The sequence below is a fragment of the Bradyrhizobium sp. 197 genome (genome assembly GCF_023073375.1).
GTDB lineage: Bacteria > Pseudomonadota > Alphaproteobacteria > Rhizobiales > Xanthobacteraceae > Bradyrhizobium.
Genome location: NZ_JADPJJ010000143.1, coordinates 32297 through 55086 on the forward strand (window position 1 = coordinate 32297; position 22790 = coordinate 55086).

Annotated in this window: 21 protein-coding genes; 15 read left to right on the top strand and 6 right to left on the bottom strand. The window is 64.4% G+C overall.

Translation table 11 applies throughout. From position 1 onward, the window contains the following. Window positions 1-30: 30 nt before the first annotated feature. The 4 genes from cysS to IVB27_RS31495 all read left to right on the top strand — a co-directional run bounded on the left by cysS (window position 31) and on the right by IVB27_RS31495 (window position 4053). A complete protein-coding gene (cysS, locus tag IVB27_RS31480) occupies window positions 31-1425 on the top strand; it encodes a cysteine--tRNA ligase (protein WP_247446712.1) in 1395 nt (464 codons plus the stop codon). Further along, window positions 1425-1934 carry a GNAT family N-acetyltransferase gene (locus tag IVB27_RS31485; protein ID WP_247446713.1) on the top strand — a complete coding sequence of 170 codons (510 nt, stop codon included), beginning with the start codon at window positions 1425-1427 and terminating at the stop codon, window positions 1932-1934. Before cysS ends, IVB27_RS31485 begins: the two co-directional genes overlap by 1 nt. Continuing rightward, a complete protein-coding gene (cimA, locus tag IVB27_RS31490) occupies window positions 1931-3529 on the top strand; it encodes a citramalate synthase (protein ID WP_247446714.1) in 1599 nt (532 codons plus the stop codon). The genes IVB27_RS31485 and cimA overlap by 4 nt, the downstream gene beginning before the upstream one ends. 146 nt (window positions 3530-3675) lie before the next feature. After that, on the top strand, window positions 3676-4053 hold the full coding sequence (locus IVB27_RS31495) for a VOC family protein (RefSeq protein WP_247340804.1): 378 nt from the start codon (window positions 3676-3678) through the stop codon (window positions 4051-4053). Here the strand turns inward: IVB27_RS31495 and IVB27_RS31500 are convergent. Further along, entirely contained in the window at window positions 4050-4655 is a 606-nt protein-coding gene (locus IVB27_RS31500) for an LOG family protein (protein ID WP_247446715.1), read from the bottom strand. The two genes, IVB27_RS31495 and IVB27_RS31500, sit on opposite strands and share 4 nt — an antisense overlap. 201 nt (window positions 4656-4856) lie before the next feature. Between IVB27_RS31500 and IVB27_RS31505 the strand changes: the two genes are divergently transcribed. The 4 genes from IVB27_RS31505 to IVB27_RS31520 all read left to right on the top strand — a co-directional run bounded on the left by IVB27_RS31505 (window position 4857) and on the right by IVB27_RS31520 (window position 9436). Continuing rightward, the gene (locus IVB27_RS31505; protein WP_247345477.1) at window positions 4857-6815 is read left to right on the top strand and encodes an ABCB family ABC transporter ATP-binding protein/permease; all 1959 of its coding nucleotides are present in this window, start codon (window positions 4857-4859) and stop codon (window positions 6813-6815) included. A 77-nt stretch (window positions 6816-6892) separates the two neighbouring features. Further along, entirely contained in the window at window positions 6893-7597 is a 705-nt protein-coding gene (locus IVB27_RS31510; protein WP_345946953.1) for a phosphatidylserine decarboxylase, read from the top strand. An 86-nt stretch (window positions 7598-7683) separates the two neighbouring features. Next, a complete protein-coding gene (locus IVB27_RS31515; RefSeq protein WP_247446717.1) occupies window positions 7684-8565 on the top strand; it encodes a CDP-alcohol phosphatidyltransferase family protein in 882 nt (293 codons plus the stop codon). A gap of 151 nt (window positions 8566-8716) precedes the next feature. Then, the gene (locus tag IVB27_RS31520) at window positions 8717-9436 is read left to right on the top strand and encodes an RraA family protein (RefSeq protein WP_247446998.1); all 720 of its coding nucleotides are present in this window, start codon (window positions 8717-8719) and stop codon (window positions 9434-9436) included. 18 nt (window positions 9437-9454) lie between these two features. On the opposite strand, the gene IVB27_RS31525 is transcribed toward IVB27_RS31520, so the two are convergent. Further along, the gene (locus tag IVB27_RS31525) at window positions 9455-9766 is read right to left on the bottom strand and encodes a hypothetical protein (protein ID WP_247446718.1); all 312 of its coding nucleotides are present in this window, start codon (window positions 9764-9766) and stop codon (window positions 9455-9457) included. Window positions 9767-10082: 316 nt separating this feature from the next. On the opposite strand from IVB27_RS31525, the gene IVB27_RS31530 reads away from it, so the two are divergent. From IVB27_RS31530 to IVB27_RS31560, 7 genes are all read left to right on the top strand, one after another. Continuing rightward, window positions 10083-10856, top strand: a complete 774-nt coding sequence (locus tag IVB27_RS31530; RefSeq protein ID WP_247345488.1) for a motility protein A — start codon at window positions 10083-10085, stop codon at window positions 10854-10856. A gap of 23 nt (window positions 10857-10879) precedes the next feature. Beyond that, window positions 10880-11707 (top strand): OmpA/MotB family protein, encoded by an 828-nt coding sequence (locus tag IVB27_RS31535; RefSeq protein ID WP_247345491.1) that lies wholly within the window; start codon window positions 10880-10882, stop codon window positions 11705-11707. Between the two features lie 270 nt (window positions 11708-11977). Further along, the gene (locus IVB27_RS31540; protein ID WP_247345494.1) at window positions 11978-13876 is read left to right on the top strand and encodes a potassium transporter Kup; all 1899 of its coding nucleotides are present in this window, start codon (window positions 11978-11980) and stop codon (window positions 13874-13876) included. A 139-nt stretch (window positions 13877-14015) separates the two neighbouring features. Beyond that, complete coding sequence (locus IVB27_RS31545; protein WP_247446719.1) at window positions 14016-15944, top strand: potassium transporter Kup; 1929 nt, start codon at window positions 14016-14018, stop codon at window positions 15942-15944. 170 nt (window positions 15945-16114) lie between these two features. Next, complete coding sequence (locus tag IVB27_RS31550; protein ID WP_015686918.1) at window positions 16115-16441, top strand: rhodanese-like domain-containing protein; 327 nt, start codon at window positions 16115-16117, stop codon at window positions 16439-16441. 7 nt (window positions 16442-16448) lie between these two features. Further along, window positions 16449-17627: an aminotransferase gene (locus IVB27_RS31555; RefSeq protein WP_247446720.1), complete on the top strand. Its 1179-nt coding sequence runs from the start codon at window positions 16449-16451 to the stop codon at window positions 17625-17627. Between the two features lie 4 nt (window positions 17628-17631). Then, the gene (locus tag IVB27_RS31560) at window positions 17632-18744 is read left to right on the top strand and encodes a polyamine ABC transporter substrate-binding protein (protein WP_247446721.1); all 1113 of its coding nucleotides are present in this window, start codon (window positions 17632-17634) and stop codon (window positions 18742-18744) included. Between the two features lie 133 nt (window positions 18745-18877). Here IVB27_RS31560 and IVB27_RS31565 read toward each other — a convergent pair whose 3' ends face one another. Genes IVB27_RS31565 through IVB27_RS31580 form a run of 4 tightly spaced genes read right to left on the bottom strand, consistent with a single transcriptional unit; the run spans window position 18878 to window position 22788 of the window. Beyond that, window positions 18878-19810 (bottom strand): lipid A biosynthesis lauroyl acyltransferase, encoded by a 933-nt coding sequence (locus tag IVB27_RS31565; RefSeq protein WP_247446722.1) that lies wholly within the window; start codon window positions 19808-19810, stop codon window positions 18878-18880. An 8-nt stretch (window positions 19811-19818) separates the two neighbouring features. Further along, window positions 19819-21096: a beta-ketoacyl-ACP synthase gene (locus tag IVB27_RS31570; RefSeq protein WP_247345509.1), complete on the bottom strand. Its 1278-nt coding sequence runs from the start codon at window positions 21094-21096 to the stop codon at window positions 19819-19821. Window positions 21097-21118: 22 nt separating this feature from the next. Further along, window positions 21119-22321, bottom strand: coding sequence for a beta-ketoacyl-ACP synthase (locus tag IVB27_RS31575; RefSeq protein WP_247446723.1), 1203 nt, complete (start codon window positions 22319-22321; stop codon window positions 21119-21121). Then, window positions 22318-22788, bottom strand: a complete 471-nt coding sequence (locus tag IVB27_RS31580) for a 3-hydroxyacyl-ACP dehydratase FabZ family protein (RefSeq protein ID WP_247345514.1) — start codon at window positions 22786-22788, stop codon at window positions 22318-22320. The genes IVB27_RS31575 and IVB27_RS31580 overlap by 4 nt, the downstream gene beginning before the upstream one ends. Between the last annotated feature and the right edge of the window lie 2 nt (window positions 22789-22790).

Here is a 22790-nt window from a genome sequence, read left to right on the forward strand (position 1 = left end):
ACGCCCGGCCAACAGCCGACGGGTATCCATATGGAATTGCGCCTTTACGATACGCTGAGCCGGGAAAAGCGCACCTTCGTGCCGCTCGATGCGAAGGATGTCCGCATGTATGTCTGCGGACCGACCGTCTATGACTTCGCCCATATCGGCAATGCCCGACCGGTGATCGTGTTCGACGTGCTATTCCGGCTGCTGCGCCATCTCTATGGTGAGGCGCACGTCAAATATGTCCGGAACATCACCGACGTCGACGACAAGATCAATGACCGCGCCGCGCGCGATTTCCCCGGCCTGCTGCTGAACGAAGCGATCCGGAAAGTCACCGAGCAGACCGGCAGACAATTTCACGCCGACGTCGATGCGCTCGGCGCGCTGCGGCCGAGCGTCGAGCCGCGCGCGACCGAGCATATCGGCGAGATGCGCGAGATCATCGAAAGGCTGGTCGCCGGCGGCTTTGCCTATGTCGCCGAGGACCATGTGCTGTTCTCGCCGCAGGCGATGAACGCGGCCAACTCCGTCCTGCCGCGCTATGGCGCGCTGTCCAATCGCTCGCTGGACGAGATGGTCGCCGGCGCGCGCGTCGATGTCGCGCCCTACAAGAAGGGCAATACCGACTTCGTGCTGTGGAAACCGTCCAAGCCGGGCGAGCCGTCATGGCCGTCGCCGGCCGGCATCGCCGCGCAGGGGCGGCCGGGCTGGCACGTCGAGTGCTCGGCGATGGCCTGGAAACATCTCGGTGAACATTTCGACATCCATGGCGGCGGCATCGATCTCGTGTTTCCGCATCACGAGAACGAAATCGCGCAGACCTGCTGCGCCTTCCACCGGGAGCGCATGGCGAACTACTGGATGCACAACGGCTTCCTGCAGGTCGAGAGCGAGAAGATGTCGAAGTCGCTCGGCAATTTCGTCACGATCCACGAGCTGCTTGCGGACTGGCCGGGCGAGGTGCTGCGCCTGAATATGCTCAAGACGCACTACCGCTCGCCGATCGACTGGACCATGAAGTCGCTGGAGGAGAGCGCCAGGACGCTCGACGACTGGTATCGCGTCGCGGCCGACGTCGCGCCCGGCCAGCCGGCCGCATCCGTGGCCGAGCCGCTGCTCGACGACCTCAACACGTCGCTCGCGATCGCGGCATTGCACAGCCTGCGTGGCACCGATGTGAGCGCCCTGGCGGGGTCGCTGCGTCTGCTCGGCTTCCTGTCCGAGAGCGCTGCGCAATGGGAAAGCCGCAAGCAGCAGGCAACTGGCGTCGACGCCGGCGAAATCGACCGCTTGATCGCGGCGCGCGCGGCTGCGCGTGCGCAAAAAGACTTTAGGGAGTCCGACCGCATTCGCGACGAACTCGTCGCCAAGGGCGTGGTGCTCAAGGACGGCAAGGACGCGGACGGCAAGCCGGTGACGACCTGGGAGCTGGCGTGATGGCACATGCGCTTCCAAAGCCTGGCTTGCGGCCGTTCCTGCCGGACGACGTGCCGGTTCTCGCCGCGATCTTCATAGCAAGCATCGAGGAGTTGACCGGCGACGACTACAGCGAAGCGCAGCAGCAGGCCTGGATGGAGGCGGCCGAGAGCGAAGAGTTCGGCAATCGGCTCGCCTCAGACCTGACGCTGATCGCAACGCTCGAGGGATCAGCGGTGGGCTTTGCGTCGCTGCGCGACAAGGATCACATCCGCATGCTCTATGTGCATCCGGCCGTGGCCGGGCAGGGGCTGGCGACGATGCTCGTCGATGCGCTGGAAAAGCTTGCCGGCGGCCGGGGCGCGGACAAGCTGACGGTCGACGCCAGCGACAACGCGCAGGGCTTTTTTGCCAAGCGCGGCTATGTCGCCATGCAGCGCAACAGCATCACCGTCAACGACGAGTGGCTCGCCAACACCACCATGCAGAAGACGCTCGGCACCGGACCCGCGTCGGGAGCACTGCAATGAGCAAGGAGCGCCTCTATCTTTTCGACACCACGCTGCGCGACGGCGCGCAGACCAATGGCGTCGATTTCACGCTGAAGGACAAGCAAGTCATCGCGGCGATGCTCGATGATCTCGGCATCGACTATGTCGAGGGCGGCTATCCCGGCGCCAATCCGACCGACACCGAGTTTTTCGGCGCCAAGCCCAAGCTCCATCATGCGCGATTCACCGCCTTCGGCATGACGCGCCGGGCAGGGCGCTCGGTCTCCAACGATCCCGGCGTCGCCGGGCTACTGGAGGCGAAGGCGGACGCGATCTGCTTCGTGGCGAAGGCCTCAGGCTATCAGGTGCGTGTCGCGCTGGAGACGACGAAGGAGGAAAATCTCGCCTCGATCCGCGACAGCGTCGGGGCGGCCAAGGCCGCCGGCCGCGAGGTCATGCTCGACTGCGAACACTTTTTCGACGGCTACAAGGAGGACGCAAGTTTCGCGCTCGCCTGCGCCAAGGCGGCCTATGAGGCCGGCGCGCGCTGGGTGGTGCTGTGCGACACCAATGGCGGCACCATGCCGAACGAGGTCGAGGCCATCGTCACCGAGGTGGCAAAGCACATCCCCGGCGATCATCTCGGCATCCACGCCCATAACGACACCGAGCAGGCGGTGGCGAATTCGCTCGCCGCGGTGCGTGCCGGTGCGCGGCAGATCCAGGGCACGCTGAACGGCCTCGGCGAGCGCTGCGGCAACGCCAATCTCTGCTCACTGATCCCGACCTTGAAGCTGAAGCAGGAATTTGCCGACGCCTTCGAGATCGGCGTCACGTCCGAGAAGCTCGCGACCCTGGTCAAAGTCTCGCGCACGCTCGACGACATGCTCAACCGCGTGCCGAACCGGCATGCGGCCTATGTCGGCGAGAGCGCCTTCGTCACCAAGACCGGCATTCATGCCTCCGCGGTGCTGAAGGATCCGCAGACCTACGAGCACGTCTTGCCTGAATTGGTCGGTAACCACCGCAAGGTGCTGGTGTCCGACCAGGCCGGCCGCTCCAATGTTATCGCCGAGCTCGACCGCGCCGGCATCGCCTATGAGAAGAGCGATCCGAAGCTGACGCGGCTGGTCGAGGAACTGAAGGAGCGCGAGGCGCAAGGCTATGCCTATGAATCCGCCAACGCCTCGTTCGAGCTTTTGGCGCGCCGCACGCTCGGCAAGGTGCCGCATTATTTCGAGGTCGAGCAGTTCGACGTCAATGTCGAGCAGCGCTACAATTCGCACGGCGAGCGCGTCACCGTGGCGCTCGCTGTCGTGAAGGTCGACGTCGCCGGCGAGCATTTGATCTCGGCGGCTGAAGGCAACGGCCCCGTCAATGCGCTCGACGTTGCGCTGCGCAAGGATCTCGGCAAGTACCAGAAATACATCGAGGGTTTGACGCTGATCGACTACCGCGTGCGTATCCTCAACGGCGGCACCGGCGCGGTCACGCGCGTGCTGATCGAGAGCGAGGATGAGAACGGCGACAGCTGGACCACGGTCGGCGTGTCCCCGAACATCATCGACGCCTCGTTCCAGGCGCTGATGGATTCGGTGATCTACAAGCTGGTGAAGTCGGGGGCGCCGGCGTAGGGGATAGTGAGGTGAGCTATGGCGGCGCCATAAAACGCCGTCATTGCGAGGAGCGAAGCGACGAAGCAATCCAGACTGCTTCCGCAGAGCCGGTCTGGATTGCTTCGCTTCGCTCGCAATGACGAGGAGAGAGGGGAGCGCGACCCATGATCGACCACATCTCCGTCGGCGTGAGCAACCTCGAACGTTCCGCTACATTCTACGAATCGACGCTCGCCGCCCTCGGGCTCACGCGCCTCGTCACGCGACCGCGGACGATCGGCTTCGGCAAGGCCTACCCCGAATTCTGGATCAATCTGCGCGAGGGAATGACGCACGTCACGCCAGAGAGCGGCGTGCATATCTGCCTGCGGGCCAAGACGACCGCCGAGGTCAATGCATTTCACGCTGCAGCACTGTCCGCCGGCGGTGCATCCGACGGTGCGCCGGGTATCCGTCCGCACGACCGCGTGCGCTATTACGCGGCCTTCGTCATCGATCCCGATGGCAATCGGATCGAGGCGGTGACGTTTCCTGCGGACTAGAGCTTGCGCGCCACTTCGGGAGCGAGCTTCTTCTCCGCTTCGTCGATCTGTGCCGCAGCCGCCTTCAGCTTCGGCAAAATCTCTTCGATCCGATCAGCCTTGAGGATATCGACCGAAAGGCCGGCGCGGATGAACTCGGTCTGGCGCATGTGCGACAGCAGCGAGAACAGCGGCTCCCAGAAATTGTCGATGTTGGCGAGCAGCACCGGCTTGGCGTGACGGCCGAGCTGCTTCCAGGTCAATTGCTCGACCAGCTCCTCCAGCGTGCCGACGCCGCCCGGCAGCGCGACGAAGGCGTCGGAGCGTTCGAACATCAGCCGCTTGCGCTCGTGCATGTCGGGAGTGACGATCATCTCCTGCACACGCGTCAGCGCGTTCTCACGCATCCGCAGGAAGTCGGGGATGATGCCGGTGACGGTGCCGCCGTGATCGAGCACGGAGGTCGCGACCGAGCCCATCAGGCCGAGCGAACCGCCGCCATAGACCAGGCGGATGTTGTTCTCGGCGAGGGCCTTGCCGAACGCCTTGGCGCCATCGGTGAAACGGGGATTGGTTCCGGGGCCGGAGCCGCAATAGACACAGACGGTTTTGATCGTGCTCATTGGTGCCATGATGCATTGCAGCGAAGAGGCGTCAAGCCCCATCGGTGATTCGGGGCGTCCGGAAATCTACCGGTAAATGGCGGAAAACGATCGGAGATTCGCCATCTGGCGGGGTGCGCTGGCATCGGGAAGGCTCTATATGACGAACGAAAATCGCAAATCGTACCGTGCCCGCATCCGGCGGGCCTTTCAGGCTTTTTGATGGACCAAGCTCAATCGTTCGACGGCGCCGACGTTCCTGATCCTCCCGCCGTGGGACCATTGGAGCGGGCCACGCTGATGGGCACGCTGGCGCATCTGTGGCCCTATATCTGGCCCGGCGACCGCTTCGACCTGAAGATGCGCGTGGTCTGGTCGATGGTGCTGCTGCTCGCGGCCAAGCTGATCACGCTGACGGTTCCTTTCAGCTTCAAATGGGCGACCGACGCGCTGACAGGGGCCAACACCGCGCCGGTGCAGGCGGACAATTGGCACCTCTGGGTGATCGCCTCGCCATTGCTGCTGACCGCCAGCTACGGCGCGATGCGCATCGTGATGGCGGTGCTGACGCAATGGCGCGACGGCATTTTCGCGCGCGTTGCCATGCACGCGGTGCGTAAGCTCGCCACCATCACCTTCATTCACATGCATGAACTCTCGCTGCGCTTTCATCTCGAGCGCAAGACCGGCGGTCTGACGCGCGTACTCGAGCGTGGCCGCGAGGGCATCGAAGTCATCGTGCGCATGGTGATCCTGCAGCTGATCCCGACCATCGTCGAGGTCTCGCTCCTGATGGCCGTGCTGCTCTGGCAGTTCGACTGGCGCTACGTGGTCGCAACCCTGATCACGGTAACCGTCTACATGTACTACACCTACATCGCCACCGAGTGGCGGATCGGCATCCGCCGCAAGATGAACGATTCCGACACCGAGGCAAACACCAAGGCGATCGACTCGCTGCTCAACTACGAGACCGTGAAGTATTTCAGCGCCGAGACCCGCGAAGCGCAGCGCTATGACAAGTCGGTCGCACGCTACGAGGAGTCGAGCGTTCAGGCCTATACCTCGCTTGCGGTGCTCAACACCGGCCAGGCCGTGATCTTCACGCTGGGGCTGACCGCGACCATGCTGATGTGCGCGATCGGCGTGCGCAACGGCACCAACACGGTCGGCGATTTCGTGCTGGTCAACGCCATGATGATCCAGCTTTACCAGCCGCTGAACTTCATGGGCATGGTCTATCGCGAGATCAAGCAGGCGATCATCGACATCGAGAAGATGTTCAACGTGCTGGGACGCGAGGCCGAGATCAAGGACGCGCCCGACGCGAAGCCGCTGGTGGTCTCGGCCGGCACGGTGCGCTTCGAGGACGTGCGCTTTTCCTATGAGCCGGCCCGGCCGATCCTCAAGGGCATCAGCTTCGAGGTGCCGGCCGGCAAGACGGTCGCGATCGTCGGCCCGTCCGGCGCGGGCAAGTCGACCATGTCGCGGCTTCTGTTTCGCCTCTATGACATCTCCGGCGGCAAGATCCTGATCGACGGCCAGGACATCCGCGAGGTCACGCAGGCCTCGCTGCGCGCCTCCATCGGCATGGTGCCGCAGGACACCGTGCTGTTCAACGACACCATCCGCTACAACATTCGCTACGGCCGCTGGGACGCCAGCGATGCCGAGGTGGAAGAAGCGGCGCGGCTGGCGCAGATCGACCATTTCATCCGCATGTCGCCGATGGGCTACGAGACCCAGGTCGGCGAACGCGGCCTGAAACTATCCGGGGGCGAAAAACAGCGCGTCGCTATCGCGCGCACTGTCTTGAAGGCGCCGCCGATCCTGGTGCTGGACGAGGCCACCTCGGCGCTGGACACCCACACCGAGCACGAGATCCAGGGCGCGCTCGAGCGCGTGGCGAAGAACCGCACATCGCTGGTGATTGCCCATCGGCTCTCGACCATCGTCGGCGCCGACGAGATCATTGTGCTGGACCAGGGCCGCATCGCCGAGCGCGGCACCCACGCAAAACTGCTCGCGGAGGGGGGCCTTTACGCCAGTATGTGGAACAGGCAGCGCGAGGCCGAGGCGGCGCGCGAGAAACTGGCCCGGATGGCCGACTCTGGCGAGGCGCCCAACCGGGAGCCGCCGTCGGTCCAGGACGTCCTGACGACGCCTGCGGCGGCGGAGTGACCTTGTCTCCGGTCCCAACTCTGGCCTAAACAACACCACCGCGCGGGACGACCTGCGCCATCAACCCTGAGCGGCAGATAGCGATGTCCATTCTCGATTCGATCCAGCGTCAAATCCCGCCGATCCACAAGGAGGGCTATCCCTTCATCGGCGGCTTTGCACTGGCAAGCCTCATCCTGTTCTGGCTGTGGTCGCCTTTGGGGTGGACCGGCACCATCCTGACCGTGTGGTGCGCGCTGTTCTTCCGCGACCCCGTGCGCGTGACCCCCGTCCGCGAGGGGCTCGTGGTGTCGCCGGCCGACGGCCGCGTCTCGATGATCACCATGGCGCTGCCGCCGGCCGAGCTCGGGCTCGGCGACCGGCCACTGCCGCGCGTCTCGGTGTTCATGAGCGTGTTCAACTGCCACGTGAACCGCAGCCCGATCACGGGCAGGGTGGACCGTATCGCTTATCGGCCCGGCCTGTTCATCAATGCCGAGCTGGACAAGGCGAGCGAGGACAATGAGCGCAACTCGCTGGTGATCACGACGCCAACGGCGCGGATCGGCGTGATCCAGATCGCAGGGCTTGTCGCCAAGCGCATCGTCTGCTTCGTCAAAGAGGGGCAGGCGATCGGCGCCGGTGAGCGCTTCGGCCTGATCCGCTTCGGTTCGCGGCTCGATGTCTACCTGCCGGTGGGCACCAAGGCGCTGGTCTCGGAAGGGCAGACGGCGATCGCCGGTGAGACGATTCTGGCCGATCTCACCGGGGACGACCCGAGCCGCGCCTATCGCTCCAATTAACCAATAAGGCGTTCCAGGGGCTTTCCGCCGCAATGGCGGAGGGGAGCGCAGCTTGCTATATCTCGCCTCAAGGTGAGGACGAGCCAATGACGCCCTATGATTTCAAGGATCCTGACGTGCGCCGCCGGCGGTTCCGCCCGATCCCGGTGCGGATGCTGGTGCCCAACGTCATCACGCTGCTGGCGATCTGCGCCGGCCTGACCTCGATCCGCCTGTCGATCGAGGGGCGGATGTCACTCGCAGTCTACGCCATCGTGTTCGCGGCCTTGCTCGACGGCATCGACGGCCGCGTTGCGCGCCTCATCAAGGGCCAGTCCAAGTTCGGCGCCGAACTCGACAGCCTCGCCGACTTCGTCAATTTCGGCGTCGCTCCCGGCCTGATGCTGTACTTCTGGCAGCTGCACGAGCTCGGTAATGCGGGCTGGATCGCGGCGATGGTGTTCGCGATTTCCGGCGGCCTCCGGCTGGCGCGCTTCAACGCCACCATGGACGATCCCAACAAGCCGGCGTTCGCCGCCAATTTCTTCACCGGCGTGCCGGCGCCGGCCGGCGCGATCACAGTGTTGCTGCCGATCTATGTGGCGTTCCTCGATCTCGGCCGGCTGCCTGCGGCGGTGACGGCTGCGTATACGCTGCTGATCGCCTTCCTGATGGTGTCGCGCCTGCCGGTGTTCTCCGGCAAGACCAAGCGCATGCGCGTGCCGCCCGAGCTGGTGCTGCCGGCCTTCGTCGCGGTGGTCGTCTTCATCGCGATCCTGATCGCTTATCCCTGGCACGTACTCTCGGTGGGTACCGTGTTGTATCTCCTCGTTTTGCCGCTCGGCTACAAATCCTATCGCGACCAGGCGCGCGCGATGGAAGCCACGGCGCCGTCGGGAGGCGAGGTCTCGTCGCCGCCGTCGGCACCGACGCTGGCTAACCTGTCGGAGCCGCCGCATGAGGACGACCGACCCGGAAGCCTGCACTGAGCGGCAAGACACTGAGCAGCAAGAGACTGAGCAGCAAGACTCGGATATCTGCCATGAGGCGCCCTGAGTTGGGTTGAGGCCGGATCTCGGCTATATCGCCAGTGCCGGCGGCACCGCGCCAACAGCGGCCGCCAATCTGGGAGAGAACGCCGTGACTGATACCGCGACCGGGCCGCTGCCCGCTTCCGTCCTCGAAGCGCTGGGCCGCTACGACACGCCGACGATCTGCAATGCCATGGAGATCGTGGCGCCCGAGCGCCGGCTGATCGGCTACACCACCAAGCAACTGGTCTGCCCGTTCCCCGATCTGCCGCCGATCGTCGGCTACGCCCGCACGGTTGCAATCCGCTCGGTGCTGAAAAATTCGCTGCCGCCGGAAGAGCAGTCGAAGCGCCGCATCGACTATTACGAATATGTCGGCACCGGCTTTGGTCCGCGCATCTCGGTGATCCAGGACATCGACGGTCCCGACGTCGGCTACGGCGCGTTCTGGGGCGAGGTGCAGAGCAACGTGCACAAGGCGCTCGGCTGCCTCGGTGTCATCACCGACGGCTCGATCCGCGACATTCCGCAATGGGCCCCGGGCTTCCAGGCGCTGGCCGGCTCGATCGGGCCGTCGCATGCCTGGGTGCATGCGGAGAGCTTTGGTGGCGAGGTGCGCGTCGCCGGCATGACCGTGAAATCGGACGATCTGATCCACGCCGATCTGCACGGCGCGATCGCGATCCCGCGCGACATCGCCGCAAAACTGCCCGACGCCGCCGAGCTCTGCGGCCGCCGCGAGACGCCGATCCTCGAGATCGCCCGCAGCCCCGACTTCTCGCTGGAGAAGCTCAAGGCCGCGCTGAAGCGCTCTGCTGAGATCCACTAACGGCGGGACTGCAACGATCTACGGCTGCGGCGCCGCCCGCGGGCTGCCCTGTTCCGTCAAGAACAGGGCGGCCTGATCCGGCTCGCCGAACACCGCGGCAGCGCAGCCAATCAAGGTGAAGCCGCCGGCAAAATCCCACAGAGTAATATCTTCCGCATTGTCCGGGATGTGGATCAAGCGCGCTGCGATCACGGCCAAGGCCGCCTCGATAAAGAGCAGCACGCTGAACACCGGCAGGACGAGCTCGGGTTTGAGCATGTGGAGCGCCAGCACTGCGGGAAGCGCGGTGAGAAGACTGAACAGCGTCACCATTACGATGCCTTCCGCCATGAGTGTGCCGGCCCCCGCCAGAATACCAACTGACCCGTCACCCCCGATGTGGCGCAAGGCCGCAGCCGAAGGGTTCGCGCACCCACAGCCTTGAGTGACGGGGCGCGAGAGCCCTTATGGTTATCAAAACGTTGAAAGTCGTGTCGGCAGTCGGCAAAGCCGGCGCCTTTCAGCGCGCTGCACCCGCCAGGCGAGCCGGCTCAACTTAACCTTTACGCGTCGTTAATCGCAGCTCACTAGGGTTTCCGATGCGGTTCGGTGTTGGGCCGCGCCATCGGCCAGGACGGCCGTTGTTGTGTGCGCGTTGGAGTCTTCCATGGATATCATGACGGGCGCCGGCCTCGTGGCGGGCATTATCGTCGTCGCGACGATGGTGTTGCTGGGCGGCGATCTGCACATGTTCATCAGCGAGCATGCGATGATCATCATCTTCGGCGGATCGGCCGCAGCGACCATGATCCGCTTTCCGCTCTCAGTGCTGATGCACGGCCTGCCGCTCGGCATGAAGTTCGCCTTCACGATGAGCCGGCTGTCGGCGCACGATCTGGTCGACGAGCTCGCCCGCATCGCCGAGATTGCCCGCAAGCAGGGCCCGGTGGGGTTGGAAAAGGTCGAGACCGACGAGCCTTTCCTCGCCAAGGGCATTCGCTACGTCGCCGACGGGTACGACCTCGATTTCATTCGGGATAATTTGGAACGCGACCGCGACAATTTCCTGATGCATCTGAACGAAGGCAGCAAGATCTACCGCGCCGTCGGCGACTGCGCGCCCGCGTTCGGCATGATCGGAACCCTGATCGGCATGGTGCAAATGTTTTCGAACATGTCAGATCCCTCGAAGCTCGGCCCGTTCATGGCGACCGCCCTGCTGGCAACTCTCTACGGTGCGCTGGTCGCGAACCTGCTCTGCCTGCCGATCGCCGACAAGCTGCATGGCAAGCTGATCGACGAGGAAACCAATCGTACGCTGATCATCGACGGCATTCTGATGATCCGCGACTCCAAGAGCCCGACTTTGGTGCGCGAAATGCTGCTGGCCTATCTTCCCGAGAAGCACCGCCACGCCGAAGGCGAGCCGGTTCCGGCGTAACGCCGGACGTCGGGATCTGACCCATGGCCAAGAAAAAACGCGAAGAAGCACATGGCGGCCATGGCTGGTTCGTGACGTTTGCCGATCTGATGGCCTTGCTGCTGGCGTTTTTCGTGATGCTGGTCGCATTCTCCACGCAGGACTCCAACAAGCTGAAGATCGTCGCGGGCTCCATGCGCGAGGCCTTCGGCGTCCAGAGCGAAGCGCGCTACGCCGGCATCATCGAATCCGACGGCCTGCCGACCCGCGCGCGGCTGAAGAACGTCGACCACATTCAGCCTGAAGACGCCTCCAACACGCCGACGCCGGACCAGGAGGATCATGACCGCACGTCGGGAGCGAAGATCAAGGTCGATCGCAATTTTGCGCTGGCGGCGGCTTCGCTGCGCCAAGCCTTGCAGGACATGCCGGAACTGACCGAGATATCCAAGCACATCATGTTCGAAGAGACCAAGCAGGGCCTCAACCTCGAGATCGTGGATCAGGACGGCCGCTCGATGTTCGCCGACGGCTCCAAGGTGCCCTATGACCGCACCCGCCGGCTGATCGAGAAGCTCGCTGTCCCGCTCAAGGCGACGCCGCTGCGCGTCTCCATCGCCGGCCATACCGCGGCTGGATTCGTGCCGACCCGCAGCGACTACGGCGCCTTCGACCTTTCAGCCGACCGCGCCAACGCCGTGCGCCAGATCCTCGAACGCGAGGGCTTGCCGCCGGCGCACGTCTTCGCCGTCGCCGGCAAGGCTGACACCCAGCCGCTGTTTCCGGACGATCCCTCGCTCGCGGCCAACCGGCGGGTGACCATCACCCTGATGCGCGAAGATCCGCCGCTGCCGCCGAATTTGAAGCCGTAGGGCGCTTTCAAGCGAAGGGACGCCGGTCGCGCGAAGAAAACGCGTCGAAATCAGAATTTGGAGCCGGTTCCGGTGCGATTGAAACGGAAAGGCTCCAAGCCCTTGCGCTACGATCTTACCTGAGGCATGTCGTCGCGCGTCGACGACCGTTGCTGCGCCGTCACAGCATTCGGCTCCGCGCCTGCTAAGGTGGCGTGTCGTTTGACAAGCGCGCCGGAACCGTCAAAAGGCGCCGGATCATTTCTCGGGAAGAAGCGTTTCTAGTCTCTCATGACGGCGAGCATCACATCGACCGAACCCCAGGACGCGCCAGTTACCTCGGGATTCTGGGGCCTGACGCTCGGGAGCATCGGCGTCGTCTTCGGCGATATCGGTACCTCGCCGCTTTATGCATTTCACGAGGCGGTACGGGGCGCGGCCCATGGCGCGCCGGTCTCGCGGGTCATGGTGCTCGGCGTGCTCTCGCTGATCCTCTGGGCGCTGCTGATCGTCGTCACCGCCAAATACGTGCTGCTGCTGCTGCGCGCTGACAACAACGGGGAGGGCGGCACGCTTTCGCTGATGGCGCTCGGCCAGCGCGCGCTCGGGCGGCGGAGCTGGTTCCTGATGGCGCTCGGCGTGGTCGGCGCTTCCATGTTCATCGGCGATTCCATGATCACGCCGGCAATCTCGGTGCTGTCGGCGGTCGAGGGCCTGAAGCTCGCAACGCCTGCGTTTGAACACTACGTCGTGCCGCTCACCGTCTTCATCCTGGCGCTGCTGTTCGCTGTCCAGAGCAAGGGGACGGCACTGGTGGCCTCGGCCTTTGGCCCCGTGATGGTGATCTGGTTCACCGTTCTTGCCGTGCTCGGCATCATTCACATCGCCGACGACCCGTCGGTGCTTGCTGCCATCAATCCCTATTACGCGCTGCAATTCCTGCTGTCGCATGGCACGATCGGCTTGGTGACACTGGGCGCCGTGTTCCTGGCTGTGACCGGTGGCGAGGCGCTCTATGCAGATCTCGGCCATTTCGGCCGCAAGCCGATCCAGTCGGCCTGGATGTTCTTCGTGCTGCCCTCGCTCCTGATCAACTATTTCGGCCAGGGCGCGCTGGTGCTGTCCGATCCCAGCGCGATCGAGCACTCGTTCTACCGCATGGTGCCAGAGCATTTCGTGCTGCCGCTGGTCGGACTTGCGACCGCGGCGACCGTGATTGCGAGCCAGGCGGTGATCACGGGGGCCTATTCGCTGGTCTATCAGGCTGTGCAGCTCGGCCTCCTGCCGCGCTTTGAGGTGCGCTTCACCTCGGAAACCCACGCCGGCCAGATCTATCTGCCGCGCGTAAACCGGCTGCTCCTGATCGGTGTGATGCTGCTGGTGCTGTTGTTCCACACCCCCAGCAATCTGGCTTCGGCCTACGGTATCGCGGTCTCCACCACCATGGTCGCCGACGGCATCATGGGTTTCATCGTGATCTGGAAATTGTGGAACTGGCGCGCCGCGACGGCCGCAGTGGTGATCCTGCCCTTTGTCGTGGTCGACCTGAGCTTTTTCAGCGCGAATCTTCTGAAGCTGCTCGAAGGCGCCTGGGTGCCGCTGTTGTTCGGCGTGGCCATGGCCGGGACAATCTGGACCTGGCGGCGAGGGTCGGGGATACTGATCCAGAAGACGCGCCGGATCGAGGTGCCGCTGGACGATCTGATCCGCAGCCTGGAGAAGCGGCCGCCGCATATCGTCAAGGGCACCGCCGTGTTCCTGACCAGTGATCCCTCTTTCGTGCCGACCGCGCTGCTGCACAATCTCAAGCACAACAAGGTGCTGCACGAGCACAACGTGATCCTGACGATCGAGACCGCGCATATGCCGCGAGTCGATCTGTCCGAGCGTTTCCGGATGGAGAAGATCAGCGACAAGTTCTTCAAGGTCCGCCTGCGCTTCGGTTACATGGAGCAGCCGAACGTGCCCAAGGCGCTCGCGATCGCGCGCAAGCAGGGCTGGCAGTTCGACATCATGTCGACGTCGTTCTTCGTGTCGCGGCGCTCGCTGAAGGCGTCGGCGCAGTCCGGCATGCCGCTCTGGCAGGACCATTTATTCATCGCGCTGAGCCGGTCCGCCAACGACGCCACCGACTATTTCCAGATTCCCACCGGGCGGGTGGTTGAAGTCGGAACCCAAGTCACCATTTGAACGCGATCGGCTGAGCAATGCAGAATTGCATGGCTAAGGCCCAGAATCAGGCTAGGCTATGCCGATAGCGCAGGCCTATAAGCCGCGCGCCCTTCCGCCATTGTGCAGTGAAGCATTCTAGAGGCCACCAGGCTCTCCCATGACAAGTGACCTAGCGATTTCCGCCCCGGAAACGGTGGCGGCCAATGGGCATGGCGATGCCCACACGACCGCCCGTTTCGGTGCGCTGACGCTCGGCAGCATCGGCGTCGTCTATGGCGATATCGGCACCAGCCCGCTCTACGCGTTCCGCGAGGCGGTGATGGCGGCTTCCGGCGTGGAGGGCGTGCCGACGCAAGCGGCCGTGCTCGGCGTGCTCTCACTGATCCTGTGGGCGCTCATCGTGGTGGTGACGCTCAAATACGTCGTGATCCTGCTTCGCGCCGACAACAACGGCGAGGGCGGCACGCTGGCGCTGATGGCGCTGGCCCAGCGTGCGGTCGGCACCGGCGGAGCCACCATCGTCCTGCTCGGCATCATTTCCGGCGCCCTGTTCTACGGCGACGCCGTGATTACGCCGGCGCTCTCGGTGCTGTCGGCGATCGAAGGCATGAAGGACGTCACGCTGCGCTTCGAGCCCTACATAGTACCGCTGACCATCATCATCCTGGTCGGACTGTTCGCCGTGCAGTCCCGCGGTACAGCTCGCGTCGCCGCCTTCTTCGGCCCGATTATGTGCGTCTGGTTCGCGGTCATCGCGGCAGCGGCGATCCACCCGATCATCGAGCAGCCGCAGGTGCTGTACGCGCTGAACCCGCTCTACGCCGTGTCCTTCATGTTCCACCATGGCATCATCGGCTTCGTGACGCTGGGCGCGGTGTTCCTGGCGGTCACCGGTGCCGAGGCGCTCTATGCCGACCTCGGCCATTTCGGCAAGCGGCCGATCCAGATCGCCTGGCTGTCCATCGTGCTGCCGTCGCTGGCGCTGAACTATCTGGGGCAGGGCGCCCTCGTGCTCGGCGATCCCGGTGCGATCGTGAGCCCGTTCTTCCAGCTCTTTCCGCAAGGCTTTTTCCGCGGCTGCATGGTCGTGCTGGCGACCGCCGCAACTGTCATCGCGAGCCAGGCGGTCATCACCGGCGCCTATTCGCTGACACGCCAAGCGATCCAACTCGGCCTGCTGCCGCGCTTTGAAATTCGCCATACGTCTGAAGCCCATTCGGGCCAGATCTTCATCCCGCGCATCAACCAGCTCCTGCTGCTCGCGGTGGTGCTGCTGGTGCTCTTGTTCCGCTCCTCCAGCGCGCTGGCCTCGGCCTATGGCATCTCCGTCACGGGCACCATGGTCGTCACGGCGATGATGGGTTTCGTCGTGATCTGGAAGGTCTGGAAGTGGTCGCCGTTCACGGCTGCCGCCCTGATCGCGCCGTTCCTGTTCTTAGATCTCACGTTCCTGGCCGCCAATTTGCTCAAGGTGTTCGAGGGCGGCTGGGTGCCGCTGGCGCTCGGCGCGCTCATGATCATCCTGATGTACACGTGGCGACGCGGCAGCCGGCTGTTGTTCGAGAAGTCGCGCAAGCTCGAATTCCCCCTCGCCGACCTCGTGGCGATGCTGGAGAAGCGGCCGCCGCAGCGCGTACCTGGTACCGCGGTGTTCCTGACCAGCGATCCCCTCAGCGCCCCGACCGCGCTGATGCATAGTCTGAAGCACTACAAGGTGCTGCATGAGAAGAACGTCATTCTCACCATCGAGACCGCGCAGACCCCGCGCATCAATCCGGCCGAACGGGTGAGGCTGGAGCAGATCTCGCCGACCTTCTCCAAAGTGACGCTGAAGTTCGGCTTCATGGAATCGCCCAACGTGCCGAAGGCGCTGGCGATCGCCCGCAAGCTCGGCTGGCAGTTCGACATCATGTCGACCTCGTTCTTCCTGTCGCGGAGGGCGCTCAAGCCGGCCGCCCATTCCGGCATGCCGCGCTGGCAGGACCGGCTGTTCATCTCGCTCAGCCGTTCCGCCAACGACGCCACCGACTATTTCCAGATCCCCAGCGGTCGCGTGGTCGAGGTCGGGACCCAGGTAACGATCTAAAGCGACGATCTGATCCGCCATTTGAAGGTCGCATTTCAAGTCGCTGCGATTTAACTTTAACTTGCACGGATGAGCCCAAGCCTTTGTAGCGCTTGATTTTCGCTCACCGAGAGGCGAGGTTGCCGCCCGCGGGGATCACCCCGGATGCGGCTGCGACGTTGGAGGATGATATGGCAAACCAAGTACAGGATCTGACCCCGGACGAGGTCTCCAAGGGTGTCGCGGAGGGCCGCTATCTCCTCGTCGACGTTCGCGAGCCGAACGAGGTGGAAGCCGAGGCCTATCCCTACGGTGTCGTCGTGCCGCTCTCGACCTTCGATCCCAAGGCGATCCCCGATCCCGCCGGCAAGGAGGTCGTGTTCGCCTGCCGCTCGGGCAAACGCTCGGTCACGGCCTCGCTCGCGGCGCAGGCGGCAGGCCTGCCGTATGACAAGCATCTGGCCGGCGGCATGCTGGGCTGGAAGGCGGCGGGTCTTCCCAGCAAGGTCGGTGGCTGACCGGCCGATGACCAAGAGCTCGTCCCTGAACAACGTTTTCGCCGACCTTCCCGTCACTATCTTCGAGGCGATGTCGCAGGCCGCTCGCGACAACGCCGCCATCAATCTTGGCCAGGGTTTTCCCGACGATCCCGGTCCTGAGGACATCCGCCGCGCCGCGGCCGATGCATCGCTGAACGGCTACAACCAGTACCCGTCGATGATGGGCCTGCCGGAACTGCGCCAGGCGGTCGCCACGCACTACGACCATTGGCATGGCCTCAAGCTCGATCCGATGAGCGAGGTGATGGTGACCTCCGGCGGCACCGAGGCGCTGACTTCGGCCATCCTCGCGGTGGTCCAGCCCGGTGACGAGGTGGTGTGCTTCCAGCCGGTGTACGATTCCTATCTGCCGATCATCCGCCAGGCCGGCGGCATTCCGCGCCTGGTCCGGCTCGAGCCGCCGCATTGGCGGCTGAATGAGGACATGCTGAAAAGCGTCTTCAGTTCAAAGACCAAGGCGGTGCTCTTCAACAATCCCCTGAATCCGTCCGCGGTGGTGTTTCCGCGCGAAGACCTCGAGCTGCTTGCGCGCTACTGCCAGGAGTTCGACGTCATCGCGATCTGCGACGAGGTCTGGGAGCACGTCACCTTCGACGAGCACAAGCACATCCCGCTGATCACGATGCCCGGCATGCGCGATCGCACCATCAAGGTCGGCTCGGCCGGCAAGATCTTCTCGCTGACGGGCTGGAAGATCGGCTTCGTCTGCGCCGCGCCGCCGCTGCTGCGCGTCGCCGCCAAGGTGCACCAGTTCCTGACCTTCACCACCGCGCCCAACCTCCAGGCCGCCGTCGCCTACGGCCTCGGCAAGCCCGACGAGTATTTCCTGTCAATGCGCAAGGACCTGACGCGGAGCAGAGACCGCCTCGCCAAGGGGCTGGAGAGCCTCGGCTTCCCCGTGCTGAAGTCGCAGGGCACCTACTTCCTCACCGTCGACCTGTCGCCGCTCGGGCTTAACGAGAGCGACACCGAGTTCTGCTGGCGGATCGTGAAGGACTACAAGGTCGCGGCCATCCCGGTCTCGGCCTTCTACGAGCAGGCCCCCGTGACCTCGGTGGTGCGCTTCTGCTTTGCCAAGAAGGACGAGACGCTCGACACCGCGCTGGAGCGGCTGTCGGACGCGGTGCGCAGGCGCAAGAGGTAGGGAGATGACGAACGTCAGCCGCTCAGGGGCTCGCCTTGGTCTCGCGTTCGCCGCGGCGCTGGCGTGGCTCCCGGGTCCCGCCGGGGCCGAAGAGCGGGTCGTCAACTTCTACAACTGGTCGAACTACGTGGCGCCTGACGTCCTCGATGCCTTCACCAGGGAGACCGGCATCAAGGTGGTCTACGACACGTTTGATGCCAACGAGACGCTGGAGACGCGCCTGATGGCCGGTAAGTCCGGCTATGACGTCGTGGTACCGACGGCTTATTTCCTCCAGCGCCAGATCAAGGCCAATATCTTCCAGAAGCTCGACAAGTCGAAGCTGCCGAACCTTGCCAATGCCTGGTCGGTGGTGACCGAACGTCTCGCGATCTACGATCCCGGCAATGTCTACGCCGCCAACTACATGTGGGGCACGACCGGCATCGGCTACAATGTCGCGAAGCTGAAGCAGATTCTGGGAGCGGCCGCGAAGATCGACAGCTGGGACATCGTGTTCAAGCCGGAGAATTTGGCAAAATTCAAAGACTGCGGCGTCCACATGCTCGACTCCGCCGACGACATTTTTCCGGCGGCGCTGAATTATCTCGGGCTCGATCCGAACTCGACCAGGCAGGCGGACCTTGAGAAGGCGGCCGATGTCGTCGCCAAGGTTCGGCCCTCCGTGCGCAAGTTTCATTCGTCCGAATATCTCAGCGCGCTCGCGACCGGCGAGATCTGCTTCGTGGTCGGCTGGTCCGGCGACATCATGCAGGCCCGCGCCCGCGCCGCCGAAGCCAAAGGCGGCATCGAGATCGGCTACGCGATTCCCAAAGAGGGCGCGCAGATGTTCTTCGACAATCTGTCGATTCCCGCGGATGCCAAGAACGTCAAGGAAGCCTACGAGCTGATCAACTATCTCTACCGACCGGACGTGGCCGCCAAAAACACGGACTTCCTGTCCTACGCCAACGGCAACCTCGCCAGCCAGAAGCTGGTCGACTCGAAAATTTTGAACGACAAGAACATCTATCCGGACGAGGCGACGCTTTCAAAACTGTTCGTCATCACGGCGCGTGAGCCGGCGATACAGCGCGTGATCAACCGCCTCTGGACCAAGGTGAAGACGGGACGGTGAGGGTTGGGAGGAGCGGACGCGCATCCTGCTCAGTCGTCATGCCCGGGCTTGTCCGGGCATCCACGTCTTTCCTGCCGCGTGGCGATGCTGGACGGCCGGGACAAGCGCGGCCAGGACGGAAAAGTTGCGACCGCTACCGCCATCTCCGATGCAGCCATAGCCACTGCTCGGGATGCTCGCGGACCCAGCCTTCTACGACGTTCGTGATTGCCTGGGTCGTGCCCTGGATGTCGATCTTGCCGTCGGCGTCGCGCACCGGCGGGATCTCTTCCGTCAGTTCGGCGCGGAAACGGCTGCCGGGCAGGCGGATAATGCGGACGCCATGGATGGGACAATCGACCTGACGCAAGAGGCGCGCCAACATCGGATTGGCGCGGGTCTTGCGGCCGAAGAAGGTAACCTCGACGCCGCCGGTCAGATACTGGTCGATCAGCATGGCGACGTGCTTGCCGTCCTTCAGCGCCTGCGCGAGCCGTAGCGGCGCGTCGCGTCCCGCCGGAATCAGCGTGCCCATGTTGACCTGGCGCATCTCCTGAATGATGCGGTCGGCTGACGCGATGTTCGGCCGGCGGTAGAGGATCGCCGTGTCGAGCCCATGCGCAACCGCCGCGAGCGCAGGCAATTCCCAGTTCGACAGATGGGCTGCGAAGATCAGCGCCGGCTTGCCGTCGTCGCGGATGCGGTCGAACAGCTCGATGCTATGCTTGGGCAATTCGATCCGGCTGTTTTCCGGATGATCGCGGTCATAGTCCCAGACGTGGTCCATATGGGCGAATTCGGCGCCGACGCGGCCGAGATTATCCCACACGCCCATCAAGATGGATTCGATCTCCTCGGGCGACTTTTCCGGAAAGGCGGCTGTGAGGTTGGCGCGGCCGATCCGATGCTCGCGCAGGCGCGGCCCGATCAGCTTGGTGACGCGCGCGAAAAAGTCCGAGGTCTTGGCCGGATCGAAATAGCGCGTGGTGCGCAGCATGCCGACGGTCGCGGCGCCGACCAGGCTGCCGCCGATCGACTTGGCGACCTCCCGCGCGCGGGCCTTCGTCCTCGCAGGAAGCAGCGCCATGCGGCCGGTCAGGCCGGTTCGCGGGTCAGGATCAGCGATGCGTTCTGGCCGCCGAAGCCGAACGAGTTCGACATCACCGCGGTGACGCGGGCGTCGCGCGCCTTGTTGCCGACGACGTCGAACAGGATCGTGGGATCCGGATTGTCGTAGTTGATCGTCGGCGGGATGCGCTGATGCTCCAGCGTCAGCAGCGAGAAGATCGCCTCGACCGCGCCTGCGGCCGAGATGGTGTGGCCGACCATCGACTTGTTGGAGGTGACCGGAATCTTTTGCACGAGCTCGCCGAACACCGCCGATGTCGTATTGTACTCCATCTTGTCGTTCTCGGGCGTCGCGGTGCCGTGCGCGTTGATGTGGTCGATCTGGTCCGGCGTCATGCCGGCATCGGCCAGCGTCTTGTTCATGCAGCCGATGATCGGCTTGCCGTCGGGCGACGAGCGGGTGCGATGGAAGGAATCGGTGAGCTCGCCGCAGCCGGCGATCACGCCGAGGATTTTTGCGCCGCGCGCGGTGGCGGCTTCATAGCTTTCCAGCACGAGGGCGCCGGCGCCTTCGGCCATGACAAAGCCGTCGCGGTTCTTGGAGAAGGGGCGGGAGGCTGCCTGCGGCGGATCGTTCTGGGTCGACAGCGCCGAGAGCAGCGAGAAGCGCACCAGCGCCTCCGGATTCACGGTGCCGTCGGTCGCCACGCACAGCGCGGCGTCGGTCTCGCCGCGGCGGATCGCCTCGACGCCGAGCTGGATCGAGGTCGCGCCCGAAGCGCAGGCTGTCGACAGCGAGATCGGCGAGCCCTTGGTGCCGAAGGTCTCGGCGAGGTGGGCGGCGACCGAGCCGAACATGAAGCGGTGATGATAGGCGCTGTATTTGCCGCCGCCGGAGATGCGCAGCAGATCGTCATAGGTGAAGTCGAGCGCGCCGACGGCGCGGCCGAGCTCACGACGCTGCGGCCATTCGACCTCGACCGGCGCAACCGCCAGGAAAAGGGGACCCGGGAAATCAGCCTTGGCGCCGATGCCGGCCTGCGCGAGCGCTTCCTCCGTCACCAGTTCGGCCATTCGCTCGGACAGACCGGTGGAGGAGAACGGATCGACGCTGACGAAATCCACGGTGCCGGCCATCGTGGTCTTCAGGCCGTCGACCGGAAAGCGCGTGATGGTGCGAATGCCGGATTCACCGGCGACGAGCTTCGCCCAATTGTCGCCTTTGCCGTTACCGAGCGAGGTCATGATGCCCATGCCGGTGACGACGACGACGGGACGCCCGAGTTTGTCGCGTGGTGCAGTCATGTCGATCCCCCGATAGAGCTAACTAAACTGCTTCGACCAGCGCCATGCCTTCGCCGCGCCAGTGTCCGGCCCCCACCACCACAATCTGGGTGGGCGCGCCCTGCATTTCAATCTCGGTCCCGGTCGAATCGTTCGGCGGAAACAGCGCGCCGCGCGAGATCGACAGCGCCGCGAGTGCAAGGCCGAGCGGGAATTGCGTTTCCATGGTGTGGCCGAACATCGTGCCGGTCGAGCGCACCGGGAAGTCGGCGTGGCCCTTCAGGAAGCCGCGCTCTTCGCTCGTGGCGGGCTCCGCGCCGGTCGCGCCGGATATGATCGCGCCCTTGCCGTCGCGCTTCGGCAGCTTCGCCCAAAGCTTCTCGAGCGTCGCGGCCATGTCGCCGGGCTGCTTGCGGCGGGCGAGGTCGGCGACGACGCTCGACAGCTTTGCGAACGGCTTTGCGCCACGCGCTTCCGCATGCGCCTTCGATTCCAGCACCAGAAACGCGCCGGCCGAGCCGAGCGCGAAGCCGGCGTGGTCCTCGCGCGCCCACACCGGAGCGAACTTGTCCTTCAGGTTGAAGTCACCGAATTCGTAGAGGACCATCAGGTCCTTGCGCTCGCCATTATGCGAGCCGCCGATCAGCGCGATGTCGCTCTCGCCCGAGGCGATGCGCGCAAGCGCGATGCGGGCGGCGTCGGCGCCCGCCACCTCTTCGCCCATGAAGGTGCGCGAGGTGCCGCCAATGCCGTGGACGATGGCGATGTTGCCGGCGAGCAGGTTGGAGAGCTGCGCCAAAAACAGCGTCGGCCTGAGATCGCTCATCAGGCGTTCGTTGAGGAAGCCGGGCGCGTTGGCGCCCTTGGCCTCGGCCGTGAGCACGCCGGTGTCGACGTTGAGATCGCGCTCGCCGCCACCGGCGGCGGCGACCATGTCGATCTTCGACAGAATGTCCTTGTTGCCCTTGATGCCAGCGGAATCGAGCGCAAGGCCTGCGGCGTAGACGCCGATGCGCTGCCAAGCTTCCATCTGGCGCTGGTCGCCCTTCTTGGGTATCTGGCTGTCGTAGGTAACAGGCATCAGGGGATGCACGATGTAGGGCGCAAAGCCCTTCTCATCGACATTGATGCGCTTCTCCTGAAGCGCGGCCCAGTTGGCGTCGAGGCCCTCGCCGAGCGAGGTGGCAAGGCCAATGCCGGTGATCCAGACTTCCGTCGGGCCGGGCTTCGAAGCAGTCTCAGTCATGGCGATACGGCCTGTTGCGGAAAGCCGACGCGTTTCGCGACCGCGTCCATGTGGGAGCGCATATCCGCATTGGGGAAGGGAATCTGCGTGAAGGTCAACGTCGAATTCGCTCGCAGCTTGCCGCCGACCTTGATCTTGGCCTCAGTCACCGCGTAGCCCGAGCCTTGATGCGAAAGGCTCGCCTCGATGCTCATGAGATCGCCGGGGAACACCGAACCGCGGACCTTGGCTTCTTTGACGGCGGCAAGGATCGGCATGCGCTCGAACTTGAGCACGCCGAGCTGAAGCCAGCCCGAGGCCTGCGCCATCGATTCGATCAGGAGCACGCCGGGCATCAGGGGATAGCCCGGGAAGTGCCCCTCGAAGATGGTGCTCTCCTTCGGGACCAGCGCCTCGACGACAATCGTCTGCGCGTCGATGTTGAGGTCGACGACGCGATCAATCATGTGGAAATATTCGAGTTGCATGA